Source organism: Lederbergia sp. NSJ-179 (genome assembly GCF_022867885.1).
Taxonomy (GTDB): Bacteria; Bacillota; Bacilli; order Bacillales; family Bacillaceae_C; genus Lederbergia.
Genome location: NZ_JALIFP010000056.1, coordinates 1 through 16,796 on the forward strand (window position 1 = coordinate 1; position 16,796 = coordinate 16,796).

A 16,796-nucleotide genomic window follows, 5' to 3' on the forward strand; every position below is an offset into this window, starting at 1 on the left:
GTACAGCTAAAATTCGGATTGTATACGTATCCTCATGAATGGCTGTAATCTCTCCGATATATTTCCCTGTTTTTTTATTTGTGACAATGATATCACCGATGTTCATCAAATAGCTCCTCTCCATACTCTGTTTCTATCTATTATGAAAGAAACGTCTTGAAAATGAAAGAGGGATGACTGTTTCCTCTCGTATAGAAAAAAATATCTCGTATAGAAAATATGCCCTCAAAGGTCCGAAGTCGACTCTCAATGCTTCAAGGTCAGAGCAATGCCCTGAGATCTACGCTCCCTCCCCAGAAATATTGCGATTTTCCTAGGAATCCTGTAAAGTAATTTCTTGAAGGAAATGGGAAGCTACATATTTTTTCTTAAATAGTAACGGGCAAATAAAAAGGAGATGTCAAAATGACCAATCAACATGTTTATCCACAATTATCGACTGAAGTAGCGGAAGATGAAAAATTGGTGCAACTGAATACAAATATGGGTTCTATTCAAATGAAACTTTTTCCAAAACAAGCGCCGAAGACCGTTGAAAACTTTGTTACTCATGCCAAAGATGGGTATTATAATGGAATTATTTTCCATCGGGTCATTCCAGATTTTATGATTCAAGGTGGAGATCCGACTGGCACGGGAAGAGGTGGGGAAAGCATTTACGGTGATGCTTTTGAGGATGAGTTTACAATGGATTTATTCAATCTTCGCGGGGCCGTTTCGATGGCAAATGCCGGACCTAATACAAATGGAAGCCAATTTTTCATTGTACAGAATCATCAGTTAGATGCAGGTTTTAAACCACAGCTAGAAAAAGCCGGTTTTCCAAAAGAAATCATTGAGGCGTATATGGAAAAAGGAGGTACTCCTCATTTAGATCATCGCCATACCGTGTTTGGCCAAGTGATTGAAGGGATGGATGTGGTCGATAAAATTGCGAATGTGAAAACTCAGCCAGGCGACAAACCAGTAGAAGATGTTGTAATCGAAAGTATCGATCTTATTAAAGAATAAAATGAAAAGCCGTCATGTTGGATATGGCGGTTTTCACATATTTGTCGAAGATGATTATTGGTTCTTGCCTATCTCCTTTGCTATAATAGGATTATATTATGTGGAAAGGATGTTTTCCATTGTTATCAATCCTCAATCTTTTTGTGTTGAATATTATCCCGATGTATTTTCCAGAGGATAAAACAGAATATATCCCAGCCTTTATCCAATTAGCTCTTGTGATCATCGTTGCGGTCTTAGTTGTTTTTTTCTTTAAAAAAATCTCAAAGAAACAGGAAGAAAAGGCGAAAGAGTTAGAAGAACGATTGAATAAGGAACGAGAAAATCAGCACCCGTAATGGGTGCTTTTATAAACTTTCCGCTGTAAAGGATATTTCGTTTTGAGGGTGGCAATAATGACGAACAACGACTCTTTTTTTGGAGGGGTATTTGTGAAGAAATTTCTTCCGTTCGTTTTTTGTTTATTGCTAATATCCTGTGTGAATCCGCCTCCTAAGAAGGTAGAGGTTGATGTGATTAATCCGAATGGTGATTCTCTAGGGAAAATTAATCTAGAGGAAAAAGCCGATGGGATGAAAGTAAAGGTGGATCTAAAAGGGCTTCCTCCTGGTGAACATGCGATGCATATTCATGATAAATGGAAATGTGAACCACCAGATTTTCTGTCTGCCGGTGATCATTATAATCCTGATGACAAAAAAGAACACGGGCTTCTCAACCCGAAAGGTCCACATGCAGGGGACCTTCCTAATCTGACTGTAAAAGGGGATGGAACGGTAAAGGTTGATTTTGTGGCAAAGGGAATTACGTTTAAGGAAGGAAAGACTTCTCTTTATACAAAAGAGGGAACATCGATTGTCATCCATGAATTTCCAGATGATGGCATGACACAACCTGCGGGGAATTCAGGGGATCGCATTGCTTGTGGAGAAATCACAAAGGATAAAAAACCGGTTCATTTTAAAGAAAAATAAAACGTCTTGGAAATGGCGGCCGTTCATGGCGCTTTGACAAGAGAAAGGTACCCACAACCAAATCTTCTGTGGGTACCTTTTTAACAAGTAAAGAAAGAAATTTAGGCTAATGCTGGATCTAGCTCCAGCGCCCAGCGACTAGCAAACTTTCGGTGCCTGCTTGCGTAAGTCAACATCGATTCACCCTTCGGGTTCATCGTGTTTCCTTTATCTCAGGCCAACAGGATGTTGGTCAGAACAGCGTTGCGCCAGGACGGCGCGCTTTTAGCTGTTCATCTTTCAACTGAAGTTTGTACGTCGCTAAACGGGCGCTAGCGCTTTTCTTAGATCAATTCCCAAATGCTATTTTTAACCTTTCCAGTCCTTCTTCAACAATGGAACGATGGCAAGCAGGATTTATGCGAATAAAGCCTTCGCCGCCTTTCCCATAAGAATGTCCAAAGTTCACCGCTAATTTCGCTTTCTTCAGTAAGGCTTCTCTTAATTCTTCATCATTTAAACCGGTTTTCCGACAATCAATCCAAACGAGATAGCTTCCTTCAGGGATCATCACTTCAAGATCTGGTAGGGAATGAGCGATTTCTTTTTTGATCAAATCGATATTCTCCTGAATATAAGCAATACAGTCTTCAAGCCATTGTTCGCCATGACTATATGCGGCTTCCATTGCAATCATCCCAAAAGTATTGAGGCTGGTAAGACCTTGCATCTGTTGGATGGCCATTAGTTTTTTGCGTAATTCTTTATTCGGTACGACCATGAAAGAAGCTTGTAATCCGGCAAGATTGAACGTTTTGCTGGGTGCCATAAAGGTAGCGACAAAGTCCATATAAGATGGATCAATGGATGCTAAAGGAAGATGCGTATGAGGTGCAAAAATGACATCAGCATGGATTTCATCCGCAGCAATCTTGACTCCATATTGTTTACAAAGCTCTGCGATTTTAATTAATTCTTGCTTTCTCCACACACGGCCACCAGGATTATGGGGACTGCATAGTAAAAAGAGTTTGACACCACTTTTTAATTTTTCTTCAAAATCAGCAAAATCAATTTCATAATGACCATCGACTAATTTTAAAGGAGAGTTCACGACCTCTCTCATATTATTTGTAATCATATTAAAAAAAGGTGTATAAACAGGTGATTGCAATAAGACTTTATCACCGACATCCGTAAAGGCTTGGATCGCCATCCCAATGGAAGGAACCACACCAGGACTATATAAAATCCATTCTGGTTGGATTTCCCAGCCATGCCGTTTGGCCGTCCATTGAATAATCGCCTCGGCTGTCTTTCCATTTGCAATGGTATACCCAAATACACCATGATCGACGCGCTCTTTGATCGCGTCGATCACTGGTGTAGGAGGGCTAAAATCCATATCTGCTACCCACATCGGTAAAAGCTCATTTGATCCAAAGGCAGGCTGCATTCCATCCCATTTTAGGGAGGAGGTATTTTTTCTGTTCACTTTCTCATTCAGCTTGTACATTCCTTTTCCCCCTCAAAAAATCTTATCCTTCATCTATTCTATCGATATTTTGTTCGTTTTGAAAGTCTCATCTATCCTGAAAAAAGAATTCTCTTATATCGCAATAAGCTTCCCATGGCCTTTCCTCTGGAATTAGATGTCCCGTTTTGGGCAATGAAATAAATTGGGCATTTGGTAAATCTTGAGCAAGTCTTTTTCCTATACGGTTGGGCACAATTTGGTCATTTTCCCCCCAAATGAGAAGGCAAGGGGTTGAGATCGTATGCAGAATTTCAGATGGAAGATCCCCTTCCCAGTGACGGATCATTTTTTTAAAAGCACAAAACATTTTATCATCCTCAAAAGGTTCTGTATAGCCGAGAATCATTTCTTTATCAATGATGCTTTTGTCATAAACGACATTATGTAGATTCCCTAGCACCCCTGTTTTTCCTAGCTTATGTCGAATGATTTTTTCGAAAAAAGGTAAGTAGGATAAATAGGTGTATGGTGGTTTGATTCGGGATAAATAGGCAGAACTACAAAGAAAAACGCCTTTTTTGATGTGATTAGGACGTTGATGCATCATATTAAAAATAATCTGCCCTCCCATTGAATGTCCAATCCCATAGCAAGAAGAACAATTTAAGTGATCTAATAGTAGCCATATGGTATGTGCTATATTTCGATAGGAATAGTGAAAAGAAGGGGATCTACCGCTTTTGCCAAATGGTGGAAAATCAATCGCTAATACATTAAAATCATTGGCAAGGAGCGGAGCCAATTTACGAAAACTGAAAGTAGAAGACAAAAATCCGTGTATTAGTATAATTGTATCTACAGGACGTTCATGATTATGGATATAGCTTTCATAATAAAGATCAATATTATTTATTTGGTATACATGCTTAGAAACGGTTGCAGCCATAATCTCACCTCGTTCCTAGTTTACCCGTTAATAAGTTTTTTATGGAGTTTGAATGTTTAAACAAACGGGTAAAGATATGACGGGAAAACCTATGTTTTGATTTCAAGATACACCTATGTTAAAATGATAAATTGCGTAAATTAGAAGATCATTATATGATAATTGGGAGTGTTTTCATGACGACAAAATATGAAACAGGCACAGTATGGACGGGAAAAGTAACAGGGATTCAACCTTATGGGGCTTTTGTTGCCTTAGATGAGCAAACTCAAGGACTTGTTCATATTTCAGAAATAAAGCATGGTTTTGTGAAAGATATTCATGAGTTTTTATCTATTGGAGATGAAGTAAAAGTTAAAGTTTTAGAGGTTCATCCAGATAATGGGAAAATCAGTCTTTCCATTAAAGCGACAGAGGAAGCTCCTGTAAAAGAGAAATTTGCTAAGTCACCTAAACAACAATCGACTGTTCAATCCTCTGAATCGGATGGTGAAGGGTTTAATACACTTAAGGATAAATTACAAGAATGGATTAAACAATCTGAGAATAAAGATGTAATGAAAAAATAAGTTAATGATGATGGATGTCTTATTCGTTAGGACATCCCTTTTTGGGATGGTTATAAGAAATTTTTCTGTTGTTCTATCAGGAAGTACCTATTCCATTGTAGAAATTATATGGTAATATGGAGTTGCATGGAATTATGAATGAATAGGGAGGGGAAATAGCGCAAAGATGGCTATAAAGGATGGAGCTATTATAACCAAAACTCACTATAATTTTATATAATTGTAACAGAAAGGGGCCTTATACATTTTCTATTTAGTCGGTAAAAAGCTATATTTCTATAGACAATAAAGGGGTCTTTTTAACATCCAATCCACGCACGCTATTTTTTAAAAGCGAAAAAAACGTTGAAAGCGTTAGCTTGAACCTATTTCATTTGTTATGTGAGAATAGAAAAAAGAAACCTCCTAATAAAAAATCTATTCATAAATATTTTTGGGGAACAAACGGAATGATTGAAAGTATGGATAATAAAATCTGATTAATCAATAAAGAGGCGAAATAAAACGATGGTGGAAAATCTTAACTTATTTACATCAACTCAAGAGGTAATCAAAGATGGTCTCCACAAGCTTGGTTTTGGCGAAGAAATGTATGAATTGTTAAAAGAACCGATGAGAATGATGACTGTAAGAATTCCGGTTCGTATGGACGATGGTTCTGTTAAAGTCTTTACAGGATTTCGTGCTCAGCATAATGACTCCGTAGGCCCAACCAAAGGGGGCGTTCGGTTTCATCCTGATGTAGATGAGGAAGAAGTAAAAGCAATGTCGATGTGGATGACAATTAAATGTGGAATTGTCAATCTTCCGTATGGTGGAGGAAAAGGCGGAATTGTTTGTGATCCACGGACCATGTCCATGAATGAAATCGAAAGACTTAGTCGTGGTTATGTACGGGCAATCAGTCAAATTGTCGGTCCTACTAAAGATATTCCTGCACCAGATGTTTTTACCAATTCACAAATTATGGCTTGGATGATGGACGAATACAGTCATTTACGTGAAAATGATTCTCCTGGTTTTATTACAGGTAAGCCGATTGTGCTCGGTGGATCACAGGGGCGAGAGAAGGCGACAGCACAAGGTGTGACGATTTGTATTGAAGAGGCAGCGAGAAAACGCGGATTAAAGATAAAGGATGCGCGCATTGTCATTCAAGGATTTGGGAATGCTGGAAGCTTCCTTTCAAAATTCCTATATGATGCAGGTGCAAAGATTGTTGGGATTTCCGATGCTTATGGAGCCCTGCATGATCCGGACGGTCTTGATATAGATTATTTATTAGATCGGCGCGATAGTTTTGGAACGGTGACTACTTTATTTGAAAATACGATTTCGAATAAGGAATTATTTGAATTGGACTGCGATATCATCGTCCCAGCAGCCGTAGCGAATCAAATCACAGCCGAAAATGCACCGAATATTAAAGCATCGATTGTGGTAGAAGCTGCCAATGGCCCTACGACAGAAGAGGCAACAAGAATTTTAACAGATAAAGGCATTTTGCTTGTGCCGGATGTGTTGGCTAGTGCAGGCGGTGTAACGGTTTCGTATTTCGAATGGGTGCAGAATAATCAAGGGTATTATTGGACAGAGGATGAAGTGAATGAGAAACTTCAAGAGAAACTTGTAGAAGCCTTTGAAAATGTCTATCAGACAGCAGAAACTCGGAAAATTAATATGCGACTCGCTGCCTATATGGTGGGCCTTCGCAATACAGCAGAAGCTTCGAGATTTAGAGGTTGGGTTTAAGAGGATGTTCAAAAAGTCCGGTAAAAATGACACTGCGAATTTCTTCGTTGGCTTGTTTCTCCGCTGCTCATGTATTTAAAAGCATACATTCCGCTGCTCGAAACTGCGCCGCCTTGAACTTCTTGGTCCTTTTTATCCTCCTTTTTGAACACGCATTTTAAGACAAAAAGCGGGAGGGCTGCATTCTCATTCGAGATATTGAAATGAGGATGCAGTCCTTTCATATTATACTTGAAAATTAATCTTTATTCAGCTAAAGTTAAGGAATACTGTATCGAAAGGGAGGTTTCAGTAGAATGGGACATATACAATTTGATTATTCCAAAGCACTTGCTTTTTTTGGGCAACATGAAGTGGATTATTTGCAAGCGGCAGTGGAAACAGCCCATACACAATTACACGATAAAACTGGTGCAGGCAGTGATTTTTTAGGATGGATTGACTTGCCTGTTGATTATGATCGTGAGGAATTTTCGCGAATTCAAAAAGCAGTAGCAAAAATTAAACAAGATAGTGATGTCTTACTTGTGATCGGCATTGGTGGCTCTTATCTAGGTGCCCGAGCAGCCATTGAAATGCTTAACCATAGCTTTTATAATGAATTGCCAAAAGAAAAACGCCAAACGCCACAAGTATTGTTTGTAGGAAATAATATTAGCTCTACATATATGCGTGATGTGATGGATTTATTAGATGGGAAGGATTTTTCCGTTAATGTCATTTCTAAATCTGGTACAACGACAGAACCTGCGATTGCTTTTCGGATTTTCCGTAAGTTATTGGAAGAGAAATATGGAGCAGAAGAAGCGAAAAAGCGGATTTATGCGACAACCGATCGTGAAAAAGGTGCTTTAAAGACTTTGGCCAATGAAGAGGGCTATGAAACCTTTGTTATTCCAGATGATGTGGGTGGCCGGTATTCTGTTTTAACAGCAGTGGGATTACTACCCATTGCGGTTAGCGGCGTCGACATTGAAGAGATGATGAAGGGTGCTCGTGATGCCCGTGAAGAATTCAGCTCATCTGATCTGACGAAGAATGCGGCTTATCAATATGCGGCGATTCGTAATGTTTTATATAATAAAGGGAAAACGATTGAAATGTTGATCAATTATGAACCTGGTCTGCAATATTTCGCAGAATGGTGGAAACAATTATTCGGTGAAAGTGAAGGAAAAGATCAAAAAGGCATCTATCCTTCTTCCGCTAATTTTTCAACGGATCTCCATTCTCTTGGACAATATGTACAAGAAGGGCGTCGCGACCTATTCGAAACCGTCATTAAGGTAAAAAATGCTCGTCATGAACTTGTGATTGAAGGGGAAGAAAATGATCTGGATGGTTTGAATTATCTAGAAGGAAAAACGATTGACTTTGTGAATGATAAAGCCTTTGAAGGGACGTTGCTTGCCCATACAGATGGCGGTGTACCAAACCTCGTCGTCGAAATTCCAGAGATGGACGCTTATACTTTCGGTTATCTTGCTTACTTCTTTGAAAAAGCTTGTGCGATTAGTGGCTATCTCCTTGGGGTGAATCCATTTGATCAACCAGGTGTCGAAGCCTATAAGGTGAATATGTTTGCTTTGCTTGGAAAACCTGGATTTGAAGAGAAAAAGGAAGAATTGGAAAAACGATTGTAGAAACTAGGTTAAAAAAAAGAGCAGTTCTATCATGGATCTGCTCTTTTTTGCCTGCTCCTCTACTACACAATCTACGAAGCGCCACTCTATTTAGTGAAAAATGTACGTTAATAGAGCTTTTTAGGTGCTACCATCTATAAATGCTAAAACGAAAGGAGCATGCTAATGACGATTATCGATAAATTAAAACTTGATCAATACAAAAACATGGTTGTGTTCAATCAACCAAATGACTATGATCTATTTACTGAGCAAGCGACAACCTTTAACAAAGACCATGAGGCTATATTTATTTTTGTCGAGACTGTGGATGAGATGGTCCAGTATACACATCAAATTATTGATAACCAACTATTACTTGATAATGGCTATTTATTTTTCGCTTATCCTAAAAAAGGCAACACACGCTATAAAACTTTCGTTCACAGAGATGAAATTTTTCCAGCTATGAAAGTAGATGAGGATGGCTATGTTGGGGAAAGCGATTTGAAGTTCTCACGCATGGTAAGTATGGATGATGTCTTCACTGTAGTTGGATTAAAACGTGAGAAAAAGAAAGCAAAGAAGTCAGTATCAGCAAGTCAGCGTGTTGCTGATTATGAGGATAAAGTCAAAGATGTTAAAGCACTATTGGCTACTAAACCAGATGTGTTTGCTTTTTTTGAAAGCTTGACACCTGGTTACCAAAGAGGCTGGGCTCGCTACATCTTTTCTGCTAAGCAACAAAAGACAAGGGAAACGCGCCAGCAACAAATGATCGACATTCTATCACAAGGATATAAATCTATTGATTTGTATCGTCAAAAGAAGAAGTAATTCGCTGGCTGGGAATTAGCGGTTAAGACGTTTTTCAATTGGAACGATTATAGTTGCGGATGCAGCGAATGATCATGTTTACCATTGGTGGCCGCCAATACGTAGAAAAAGGATATCTAGCCTTCTCGCTTTTAAAGTGGGAAGGCTATTTAAAAATTAAATACACGTAAACGATTGAATTTGTCGCAAGCTTATTCCGAAATAAATCCATCCAAATCCAGTCCAGCGGTACCCTGAGATAGAACGTCGGCCAACAAAGATTGGGTAAAACCAAAACTGTTGAGAACCACGTAGCCATACATACGTGAATCTAAATAAACATCTTCTGATACTACCTGGATCAACTGCAAAAGTTGCTGCTTGGCTGGGAACAAATGATGGAGGCGGTGCAGTTGGCGCTCCTATTTCTGGTCCTTGACCCGGTGGTGGAAATAGAGGTGGAAACCCACCAAATTGCCTTTCATTAGTTGATTGGTCATCATACTCTCCCTGGTATGGAGTTGAATATAAATCAGCTTCTTGAATATGTGGATGATAATAATTGAGATGCATATGACTAGGATGCATAATAAGCACTCCTTTATTTTGTTATTTCAAACCATCCTATTCATAGGTTATGAACCAATTAACTTGTACTCTTTAAAATGTGTATTTGCCTATGTATCTGCTTCAGCACTGAAAGCTAATGATTTGCTTCCTTAAGGCCCGTAACTTGCTCAAATGTTTGTACAAATAAACCATCTCCTTCTAACCACTCCGCAATAAATACATTACGATAGTCATGAATTCCTTTTGTTTGCAGCTGAGTGGTGAGCCATTGTTTATTTTTGCCGATTTCCTCCAATTCATCTATTAATAATTCGCCATCCCTAATTAATGTTACTGGAGCAAAAATAGGTTGTGGTGGAAGTTTTAGATCCTCTTGCTGCACTTTTTGCTTCGGTGACTTTTTCAAAATACTGATTGCACCATTTGATTCCAAATAACAGTAAGCTACTTCACGAATAGAGAAAGTCTCTGACTGCCTTAATAAACTTTGAAGTTGATTTAGATTCATGCGATTTTTCTTTAACTGTTCCCGATTTATGATACCATTTTGGATTAAAACAGATGGTTTTCCTTCAGAGATAAGACGTAATTTTAAAAATTTTTGACTTATAATTTCAAAAAATAACAACATGGCTGCCCATAATATCATTGAAAAGATGATATACTTTATTCCAATTTTTTCATCGTATAATGCGTTCCCTAATAATTCTCCTAATACAATGGCGCCTATAAATGTAAAGGGTGTAATTTGATTGATTATTGTTTTACCCAGTATTTTCACTAAAAAAAATAGCATAATAAACCCAATGATCAGTTCAATTGTCAAATTTAAAAAATTCACAGCTCGCTTAGCCCCATTCATCCAAAGATTATTATCAACATAACCATTTTAAATGAAAATAAACATGTACTAGGGCTATGTGAAACCATCCTTTGATTTTTCGGAGAATTTTTTGGGACAAAATTAGGGTAGATATAGTACGTAACAAACTGATTATTGAGGAAAAAAATAAATACATTCCTTTACCTATATACATCCCCTTTAAAGAACATTATTGTCAAGAGAGCGAATACACTCTTCATTTTCATGTGTATGGTGATGACATCCATTCCATAACAGATGTATTAATTTCGAGAGCCCATAATGCCAATGTTTTACCGGTAAAAATAAATGAAAATGGCCAAGGAATGATCGAGATCAAATTAGACTCATTAAAGGATTTACCACCTGCCTACTACTCCATTTTCGTAAGATATAACGATTATCGGGTAAAGACAAGTGTAGAAATAAGACCACTACCCACACGAAGGCTTTAAAGATACATATTATAGTGTAGATGAGAAAGGAGGGGCAAAATGAGTTATAAGAGATGTAGTAAATGTAATGGGTTTTTCTGTGATATATTACGCTCGTTACAGCCAAATTCACGAATATACGATATTTTTATCGAGGGGACGGATAATAATTTTCTTAATGGCGGAAGACTGTTATCTTTAGATAGTGATACCTGCTTGGCGACATTTACAAATCCAGATGTTAGTGCCGATACGGTATTCATCGTTTCTTGTAATAAAATAATTGGAATTGAGATTAGACCTCCTGCCTAATAATCTGTTTGCCCTATCACAAAAATAGTGTTAAAAAGTTATAAACTAGATCATTTGACGGCCTCCTGTATGTTCAGGAGTTCTTTTTTATTTAATCTTGGATAAATAGGAAAGTTGTCCATCATTGGAACTGTAGAAATCATGTCTAAACTTCGTGCGTGTTCTAATCATTCCTTTGGGATCTATTCTGTTATAAGAAAAATAGGTGAAGAGATAACCGCCCTAATCTGTCCCCTAACTTTTTAGAGAAAAGTCCGGTTGGTTCAGTACAATAGGGTGTTGGTTACTTAGGCAAAGACATGCGGATGTGGCGACTTTAGCCTAAGATCATTATTTATTTAGTAGGGGCAATAGAGGAACGTAGACTATGAATGGCACGTCTTGTGGAAACGTTTGCATGAATTGCGTTCTGTAGGGCTAACCCCATCGGGTGTATCCCATAACCTTAATGTAGCTCTAATTTGGTTTGTTCCAGCTATTCAGCGTCGCTAGGTTAGCCTACGAAATTACCATTAAGAGTATTTTCGTTCATGATGGGTTGTTAAAATCAGCTAATGGATCTATCGCCGAGAGGACTAGAGGAGGAGCAGGCTTTGTAAAAAAAGGTCTCTCCAAAGGAAGAAACCTTTTCCATACCCACCCACGGTAAAGCCTTCATTAACCACCAATAGTGGTTAAAAGCATGGCTTGAATTTTTGACAATCAACGATAATTGTCCCTGCAACAAGCCTTATAAATCTTAATAAAGAAGAGGTTCCCTCCTGGAAAGAACCTCATAAGATGTAGGATGATGATTCGTACAGGGATGGATCAATAGATGGCTTGACTATTACCCAGCAGCTGGTGCAGGGAAGATAATGGCTTGAATGTTTGCACAATCGATAACGAGTGTGGACCCAGCAGTTAAACCGGCACTAGCAGTAACAACAGTAAACGTGGCGCAACAAGTACAAGGATCAAAATTATTGAACGCCAATCCGGTAATCGGCGCAGCCGTGCCTCCTTCAATAATAAGTGTGACAAGCGTTTGTGGTGACAATTTTTTCAATCTTTGGCAATGGCAATTCTTTTTGTTACATCCAGACTGAACAGGTTTCAAATGATCACCTCCATCACATCCACAATGAACAGGATCTTCTGTTCCACATCCACAACCAACAGGTTCTTCTGCGTTACCTCTACAATCAGTTGATTTCTCCTCATTTAAAACGTGAAGATAAACGTGTTTTTCTATTCTTTCTGCTTCTGCGTCTACAAGATCGCATTCGCATCCAGGTTGCCGGTCTCTTTCGGAACCTGCTACATTACAACTGCATTCTAATGCGCGGTTTCTTGGTTTCCGTCTATTTCTACCAAAGTCTTCCGCTAGAAAAAATTCTTCTTCGTAATACAAATTGAATCGCTCCTTCCATATTCTTGAGCTGGCCAGCTTTCCCTATTAGTTTATTAGGAAAACATCATAATGATTGGACAAACATTCTGGTGCAAACTCCCATTTTTACTAGAAAACCGTAAGCGCCCGTTTAGCGACGTACAAATTTAAAGGCTTCTGACGAGATAAAGGATCAAAGGCTAAGAGCGCGCCGTCCTGGCGCAACGCCTTTGTGACCAACATCCTGTTGGCCTCCGTCCTGGCGCAACGCTGTTCTGACCAACATCCTGTTGACCTAAACAATAGGGTATTTGTCAATAGTTTGGAAGGTTTGATTTAGCTAAATGGAAAATAGGGTATGGTGTATAATACAGTGTACAAAATTTAGGAAAGAAGGAGTCCGATTGAACAATTATGGACTAATAATATTTGAAATAATGCTGTCTTCCACAGCTTTAATCGCATTAATAAAAATCATTGTGATTGATATTATTCTTTCTGGAGATAATGCAATTGTGATCGCAATGGCGACAAGAAAATTACCGAAGAATCAACAAAATACAGCCATTTTTTTGGGTATTATAGGAGCTGTTTCTCTTCGTATTCTTTTTGCAATGATTATTGTCAAACTACTGCAAATCCCGTTTGTTCATATTATTGGAGGGATATTACTTCTATGGATTGCCTATAAAGTATTAGTAGGGGATGATAAGGAAAACAACCAGATTTCTGCACAAAATAGTTTGATCAAAGCTATTGGCACGATTATACTTGCGGATGCCGTAATGAGTCTAGATAATGTTGTGGCCATTGCAGGGGCAGCAAATGGACATATCCTCATCCTTGCGTTAGGAGTGGCAATCAGTATTCCTGTCATGATATTCGGCTCTAAGCTGATTGTTAAAATAATGGACGAGTATAGTTGGATCAGTTACATCGGAGCGGCTATTCTTGCCTGGGTGGCAGGTGAAATGCTGCTGAAGGACAAAGAATTGGATCCATTCATTGGAAAAGAAGGTCTGCTGGAATCTGTCGTACCTGTTTTGCTTATCATGTTTGTTCTAGGAGCAGGATACATGACAAATAAAAGAAGAAAGAAAAAGACTCATCAGTCCATCCATAAAAAATTACGTGATCATTAAAGATAGCCTCCATAGGAACAGGGACAACCTGTTCTTTTTTGTTTTGGTGGATAATCCTAAGGACAGTTTTTAAAAGTGCCCTATATAAATTATATATAAGGGACAGAGATAGGCAATTTCCGCATTAGCCATTTTTTTATGACGGTTGGTACTATGCCGTTTCCAATTGGACAGGCGTTCATAAAATAATAAAGAGGGGGGAGTAGGTATGTTTGAAATTTATGATGTTTTAGTCATCCCGCTGATTATTGGATTAGTTGAAGCATTTAAGATAGCTGGAGTTAGTAAAAGATTTCTGCCATTGATTGCGATTGGAGTTGGGATCGTGATCGGAATCGTCTATATGACAGAATTAAATTTGAAACAAGGAATTTTAGTTGGGATTATACTGGGATTATCAGCAAGTGGATTGTACAGCGGTACGAAAAATACGATCGAAAGGAAGGGAAAGTAAATGCTCAAAATTGTGATCAATGCAGGCCAATGATCAGGGCGATATTTATGAATTAGCTATATAGAGCCAGGAATTCTCGCCGAGTGGCAGGAGAACTGCTTCTGAAGTCAAGCATTTGGCCAGGGAATCGAAGGTCCGATAAGAAACAAGAAGAAAAAAACAACGATAAGATCAACGTTAAAAATAATACCTTTATCATTCAAAATACTCCAATCTGATTACTCCAATTATCATTACCAAATGATAATGATTTAACCGCATTAATAAGCAGTAAGACCCTCACCTCAAGGCAAAGTACTCTATGCTAAAACAGTGGCGAAGAAGTGATAATCATTTGAAACCAATGCTGTAAATTTTAAAAACAACTGTGATGGAAGAGTCCTTTTCAGGGCTCTTTTTATATTTTTAGGATAGAGGGATGATAGGCACAAAATAAACCAAAAAGGGGGAAGTCAATGCCGAAAAAAGATTATTGATCTCGCTTAAGCCCTGTGAAAAATATTGACAGACATCTTCCCTATAGCTCATGGAAACAAAACCACTGTATGTTGACATTCCCACTTTTGCCATATGATTCACATAGGTTAAACAAAACATGTCCGTAAAAAGCCATGAGCGTTCATGTTTACGTCTTGTTCGGTAAATCCGTTTGGAATGGCGTATTGTTCGTTTTCAAAAACAGATACAAGTTGCTCCTGACGATTGATTGAAATATCATAAGCATATTGAACGACAGGTTTTATATCGGGGTCTTCAATATACTTTAGCATAAAACCTAAAATATATTTAGACATGCTATCATTCATATATCCTGTCCAAAGAGAAGCAATTTCACTTGAAGTTAGATGGATATTTTATGTTATAACCCCCTCATTAATTTATGCAGATTTATTATGCCTGAAGGGGCTATTATTAGCTACTTAGCTGGGAATCGTGCAGCTGTATGAAATAGACAGTGAAACAAAAATTGGCCTTTACTCTCAGTCTGTTTCAATTACAATAAGGCGGCAGATACACTCATATAAATTAGATTTTTGTGCAAAATATTCAATAGGTCATGTGCCTTTTCATATGAAGGGGACGAACGAACATCTCTAAAATTAGGAAAAGGAGAGTGGTTACATGTTATTTAATAATAAAGTAGTGCTAATAACTGGTGCTGCCGGTGGTATTGGGATTGCTGTAGCAAAAGCCTTTGCAAAGGAAGGAGCAAAATTAGCTTTAGTCGATTTGAAGAGAGAGACTCTAGAAAAAGCAGCTGAGTCTCTAGAAGCAGAAGATACTTTACTGCTTACCGCTAATGTAGGAAATGAAAATGAAGTAAAAGAGTATGTTCAAAAGACAAAAGATCATTATGGAAGGATCGATGTTTTTATCAATAATGCTGGGATTAACGGAGAATTCAAAAATATAACAGAGCAGACAGAGGAAAACTTCAAAAATGTATTTGGTGTGAATGTTATGGGTGTATTTTATGGATTAAAATATGTTCTGAAAATAATGAAAGAGCAAAAGAGTGGTTCTGTAGTGAATACTGCCTCGAATGGTGGTTTACTAGGGGCTCCGGGAATGAGCGCATACGTCGCATCTAAGCATGCCGTCATTGGTTTAAATAAGACAGCAGCACTTGAAATGGCAGAATATGGAGTTCGTGTCAATGCAGTCGCTCCATCAGGTGTTAATACAGAGATGATGAGAAGAATAGAGAAAAATGCTATGGGGGAAAGGGCAGAAGAAGCTAGAAAAACATTTGAAGCTTCTGTACCAATGAATCGCTATGCCACCGCAGAAGAAATTGCCGATTTAATGGTATTTTTATCTTCAGGTAAAGCATCCTTTATTAGTGGAGCATATTATAGAATTGATGGAGGACAAGCTGCGACATCGGTTTAACATAATTGAAAAAAGAGAATAAGAAAAGGGCAAGCGCCTTGTAATGAAAGAGGTAAAAGGCTAAAACTCGACGTCCTGTCGCAAACACTGTTCTACCTGCATCCTGTAGGCCTCCGACAAGCTAATGGTCTTGACTTTTATTGGCGTGGGTTATTTTCTGGAACATCGGCTAAGGTCGCCATGTCGTTCGCCACGCCGATGGACTCGCATCCTGCGAGCCTCTCGGTGCTAGGCGCTGGGGCTAGGCCTAGCTCCAGCTAATTTTTTTATGCTTCCCTTTTTAAAAAAAGAAAACCCTTGATAAGTCAAGGGTTTTCGGTATGGAGCATAGGGGGTTCGAACCCCTGACCTCTACACTGCCAGTGTAACGCTCTCCCAGCTGAGCTAATGCCCCAATGAATAACTCCATAACTTATTATAGTAACTTTGCAAGAAAATGCAAGTCTTTTTTAAGGAGAGCTTTTTGCGCTGTATCATTTTTTGTTGTGTGAAAAAAAATAAGGGCATTATTTTTTTTGTGAAAAGTTGAATTTTACTCCTTTTTTTGTATAAAAAAGGATGCGTTGCTGTTTTCTGATAATTACCATCTAAAAAAGGGCATACGAATCCCG

General features: G+C 38.4%; 17 protein-coding genes, 1 tRNA gene and 1 pseudogene. 12 read left to right on the forward strand and 7 right to left on the reverse strand.

Annotated features, from left to right (window positions below):
• Positions 1–405: 405 nt before the first annotated feature.
• The 3 genes from MUB24_RS21620 to MUB24_RS21630 all read left to right on the forward strand — a co-directional run bounded on the left by MUB24_RS21620 (position 406) and on the right by MUB24_RS21630 (position 1,985).
• Positions 406–1,011, forward strand: a complete 606-nt coding sequence (locus MUB24_RS21620) for a peptidylprolyl isomerase (RefSeq protein WP_244707598.1) — start codon at positions 406–408, stop codon at positions 1,009–1,011.
• A 128-nt stretch (positions 1,012–1,139) separates the two neighbouring features.
• Positions 1,140–1,349 carry a hypothetical protein gene (locus MUB24_RS21625; RefSeq protein ID WP_396426805.1) on the forward strand — a complete coding sequence of 70 codons (210 nt, stop codon included), beginning with the start codon at positions 1,140–1,142 and terminating at the stop codon, positions 1,347–1,349.
• A gap of 93 nt (positions 1,350–1,442) precedes the next feature.
• On the forward strand, positions 1,443–1,985 hold the full coding sequence (locus MUB24_RS21630) for a superoxide dismutase family protein (RefSeq protein ID WP_244707599.1): 543 nt from the start codon (positions 1,443–1,445) through the stop codon (positions 1,983–1,985).
• 328 nt (positions 1,986–2,313) lie between these two features.
• Here the strand turns inward: MUB24_RS21630 and MUB24_RS21635 are convergent, their stop codons facing one another.
• Together MUB24_RS21635 and MUB24_RS21640 are read right to left on the reverse strand one after the other, a co-directional pair.
• Complete coding sequence (locus MUB24_RS21635; protein ID WP_244707600.1) at positions 2,314–3,480, reverse strand: MalY/PatB family protein; 1,167 nt, start codon at positions 3,478–3,480, stop codon at positions 2,314–2,316.
• A 67-nt stretch (positions 3,481–3,547) separates the two neighbouring features.
• On the reverse strand, positions 3,548–4,387 hold the full coding sequence (locus MUB24_RS21640) for an alpha/beta fold hydrolase (RefSeq protein ID WP_244707601.1): 840 nt from the start codon (positions 4,385–4,387) through the stop codon (positions 3,548–3,550).
• 176 nt (positions 4,388–4,563) lie between these two features.
• On the opposite strand from MUB24_RS21640, the gene yugI reads away from it, so the two are divergent.
• The 4 genes from yugI to MUB24_RS21660 all read left to right on the forward strand — a co-directional run bounded on the left by yugI (position 4,564) and on the right by MUB24_RS21660 (position 9,167).
• Positions 4,564–4,956 carry a S1 domain-containing post-transcriptional regulator GSP13 gene (gene yugI, locus MUB24_RS21645; RefSeq protein WP_244707602.1) on the forward strand — a complete coding sequence of 131 codons (393 nt, stop codon included), beginning with the start codon at positions 4,564–4,566 and terminating at the stop codon, positions 4,954–4,956.
• A gap of 507 nt (positions 4,957–5,463) precedes the next feature.
• The gene (locus MUB24_RS21650) at positions 5,464–6,708 is read left to right on the forward strand and encodes a Glu/Leu/Phe/Val family dehydrogenase (protein ID WP_244707603.1); all 1,245 of its coding nucleotides are present in this window, start codon (positions 5,464–5,466) and stop codon (positions 6,706–6,708) included.
• A 296-nt stretch (positions 6,709–7,004) separates the two neighbouring features.
• A complete protein-coding gene (locus MUB24_RS21655) occupies positions 7,005–8,351 on the forward strand; it encodes a glucose-6-phosphate isomerase (RefSeq protein WP_244707604.1) in 1,347 nt (448 codons plus the stop codon).
• 165 nt (positions 8,352–8,516) lie between these two features.
• Positions 8,517–9,167 carry a YdeI/OmpD-associated family protein gene (locus MUB24_RS21660; RefSeq protein ID WP_244707605.1) on the forward strand — a complete coding sequence of 217 codons (651 nt, stop codon included), beginning with the start codon at positions 8,517–8,519 and terminating at the stop codon, positions 9,165–9,167.
• Positions 9,168–9,323: 156 nt separating this feature from the next.
• On the opposite strand, the gene MUB24_RS21665 is transcribed toward MUB24_RS21660, so the two are convergent.
• Entirely contained in the window at positions 9,324–9,734 is a 411-nt protein-coding gene (locus MUB24_RS21665; RefSeq protein ID WP_244707606.1) for a hypothetical protein, read from the reverse strand.
• Positions 9,735–9,849: 115 nt separating this feature from the next.
• Positions 9,850–10,557 carry a DUF421 domain-containing protein gene (locus MUB24_RS21670; protein WP_244707607.1) on the reverse strand — a complete coding sequence of 236 codons (708 nt, stop codon included), beginning with the start codon at positions 10,555–10,557 and terminating at the stop codon, positions 9,850–9,852.
• A gap of 92 nt (positions 10,558–10,649) precedes the next feature.
• Here MUB24_RS21670 and MUB24_RS21675 point away from each other — a divergent pair, with 92 nt between their 5' ends.
• Both MUB24_RS21675 and MUB24_RS21680 read left to right on the forward strand, forming a co-directional pair.
• Positions 10,650–11,033, forward strand: coding sequence for a hypothetical protein (locus MUB24_RS21675; protein ID WP_244707608.1), 384 nt, complete (start codon positions 10,650–10,652; stop codon positions 11,031–11,033).
• A 39-nt stretch (positions 11,034–11,072) separates the two neighbouring features.
• Positions 11,073–11,324 (forward strand): hypothetical protein, encoded by a 252-nt coding sequence (locus MUB24_RS21680; protein WP_244707609.1) that lies wholly within the window; start codon positions 11,073–11,075, stop codon positions 11,322–11,324.
• 829 nt (positions 11,325–12,153) lie between these two features.
• On the opposite strand, the gene MUB24_RS21685 is transcribed toward MUB24_RS21680, so the two are convergent.
• A complete protein-coding gene (locus tag MUB24_RS21685) occupies positions 12,154–12,717 on the reverse strand; it encodes a hypothetical protein (RefSeq protein WP_244707610.1) in 564 nt (187 codons plus the stop codon).
• A gap of 416 nt (positions 12,718–13,133) precedes the next feature.
• Between MUB24_RS21685 and MUB24_RS21690 the strand changes: the two genes are divergently transcribed.
• Positions 13,134–13,838, forward strand: a complete 705-nt coding sequence (locus MUB24_RS21690) for a TerC family protein (RefSeq protein ID WP_244707614.1) — start codon at positions 13,134–13,136, stop codon at positions 13,836–13,838.
• A 208-nt stretch (positions 13,839–14,046) separates the two neighbouring features.
• Positions 14,047–14,292, forward strand: a complete 246-nt coding sequence (locus MUB24_RS21695) for a hypothetical protein (RefSeq protein WP_244707611.1) — start codon at positions 14,047–14,049, stop codon at positions 14,290–14,292.
• 405 nt (positions 14,293–14,697) lie between these two features.
• Here MUB24_RS21695 and MUB24_RS23780 read toward each other — a convergent pair.
• Positions 14,698–15,098: pseudogene (locus MUB24_RS23780) on the reverse strand (DUF3231 family protein).
• A 316-nt stretch (positions 15,099–15,414) separates the two neighbouring features.
• Here MUB24_RS23780 and MUB24_RS21710 point away from each other — a divergent pair.
• The gene (locus MUB24_RS21710; RefSeq protein WP_244707613.1) at positions 15,415–16,185 is read left to right on the forward strand and encodes an SDR family NAD(P)-dependent oxidoreductase; all 771 of its coding nucleotides are present in this window, start codon (positions 15,415–15,417) and stop codon (positions 16,183–16,185) included.
• Positions 16,186–16,506: 321 nt separating this feature from the next.
• Here MUB24_RS21710 and MUB24_RS21715 read toward each other — a convergent pair.
• Positions 16,507–16,579, reverse strand: a tRNA-Ala gene (locus MUB24_RS21715).
• Positions 16,580–16,796: the final 217 nt, after the last annotated feature.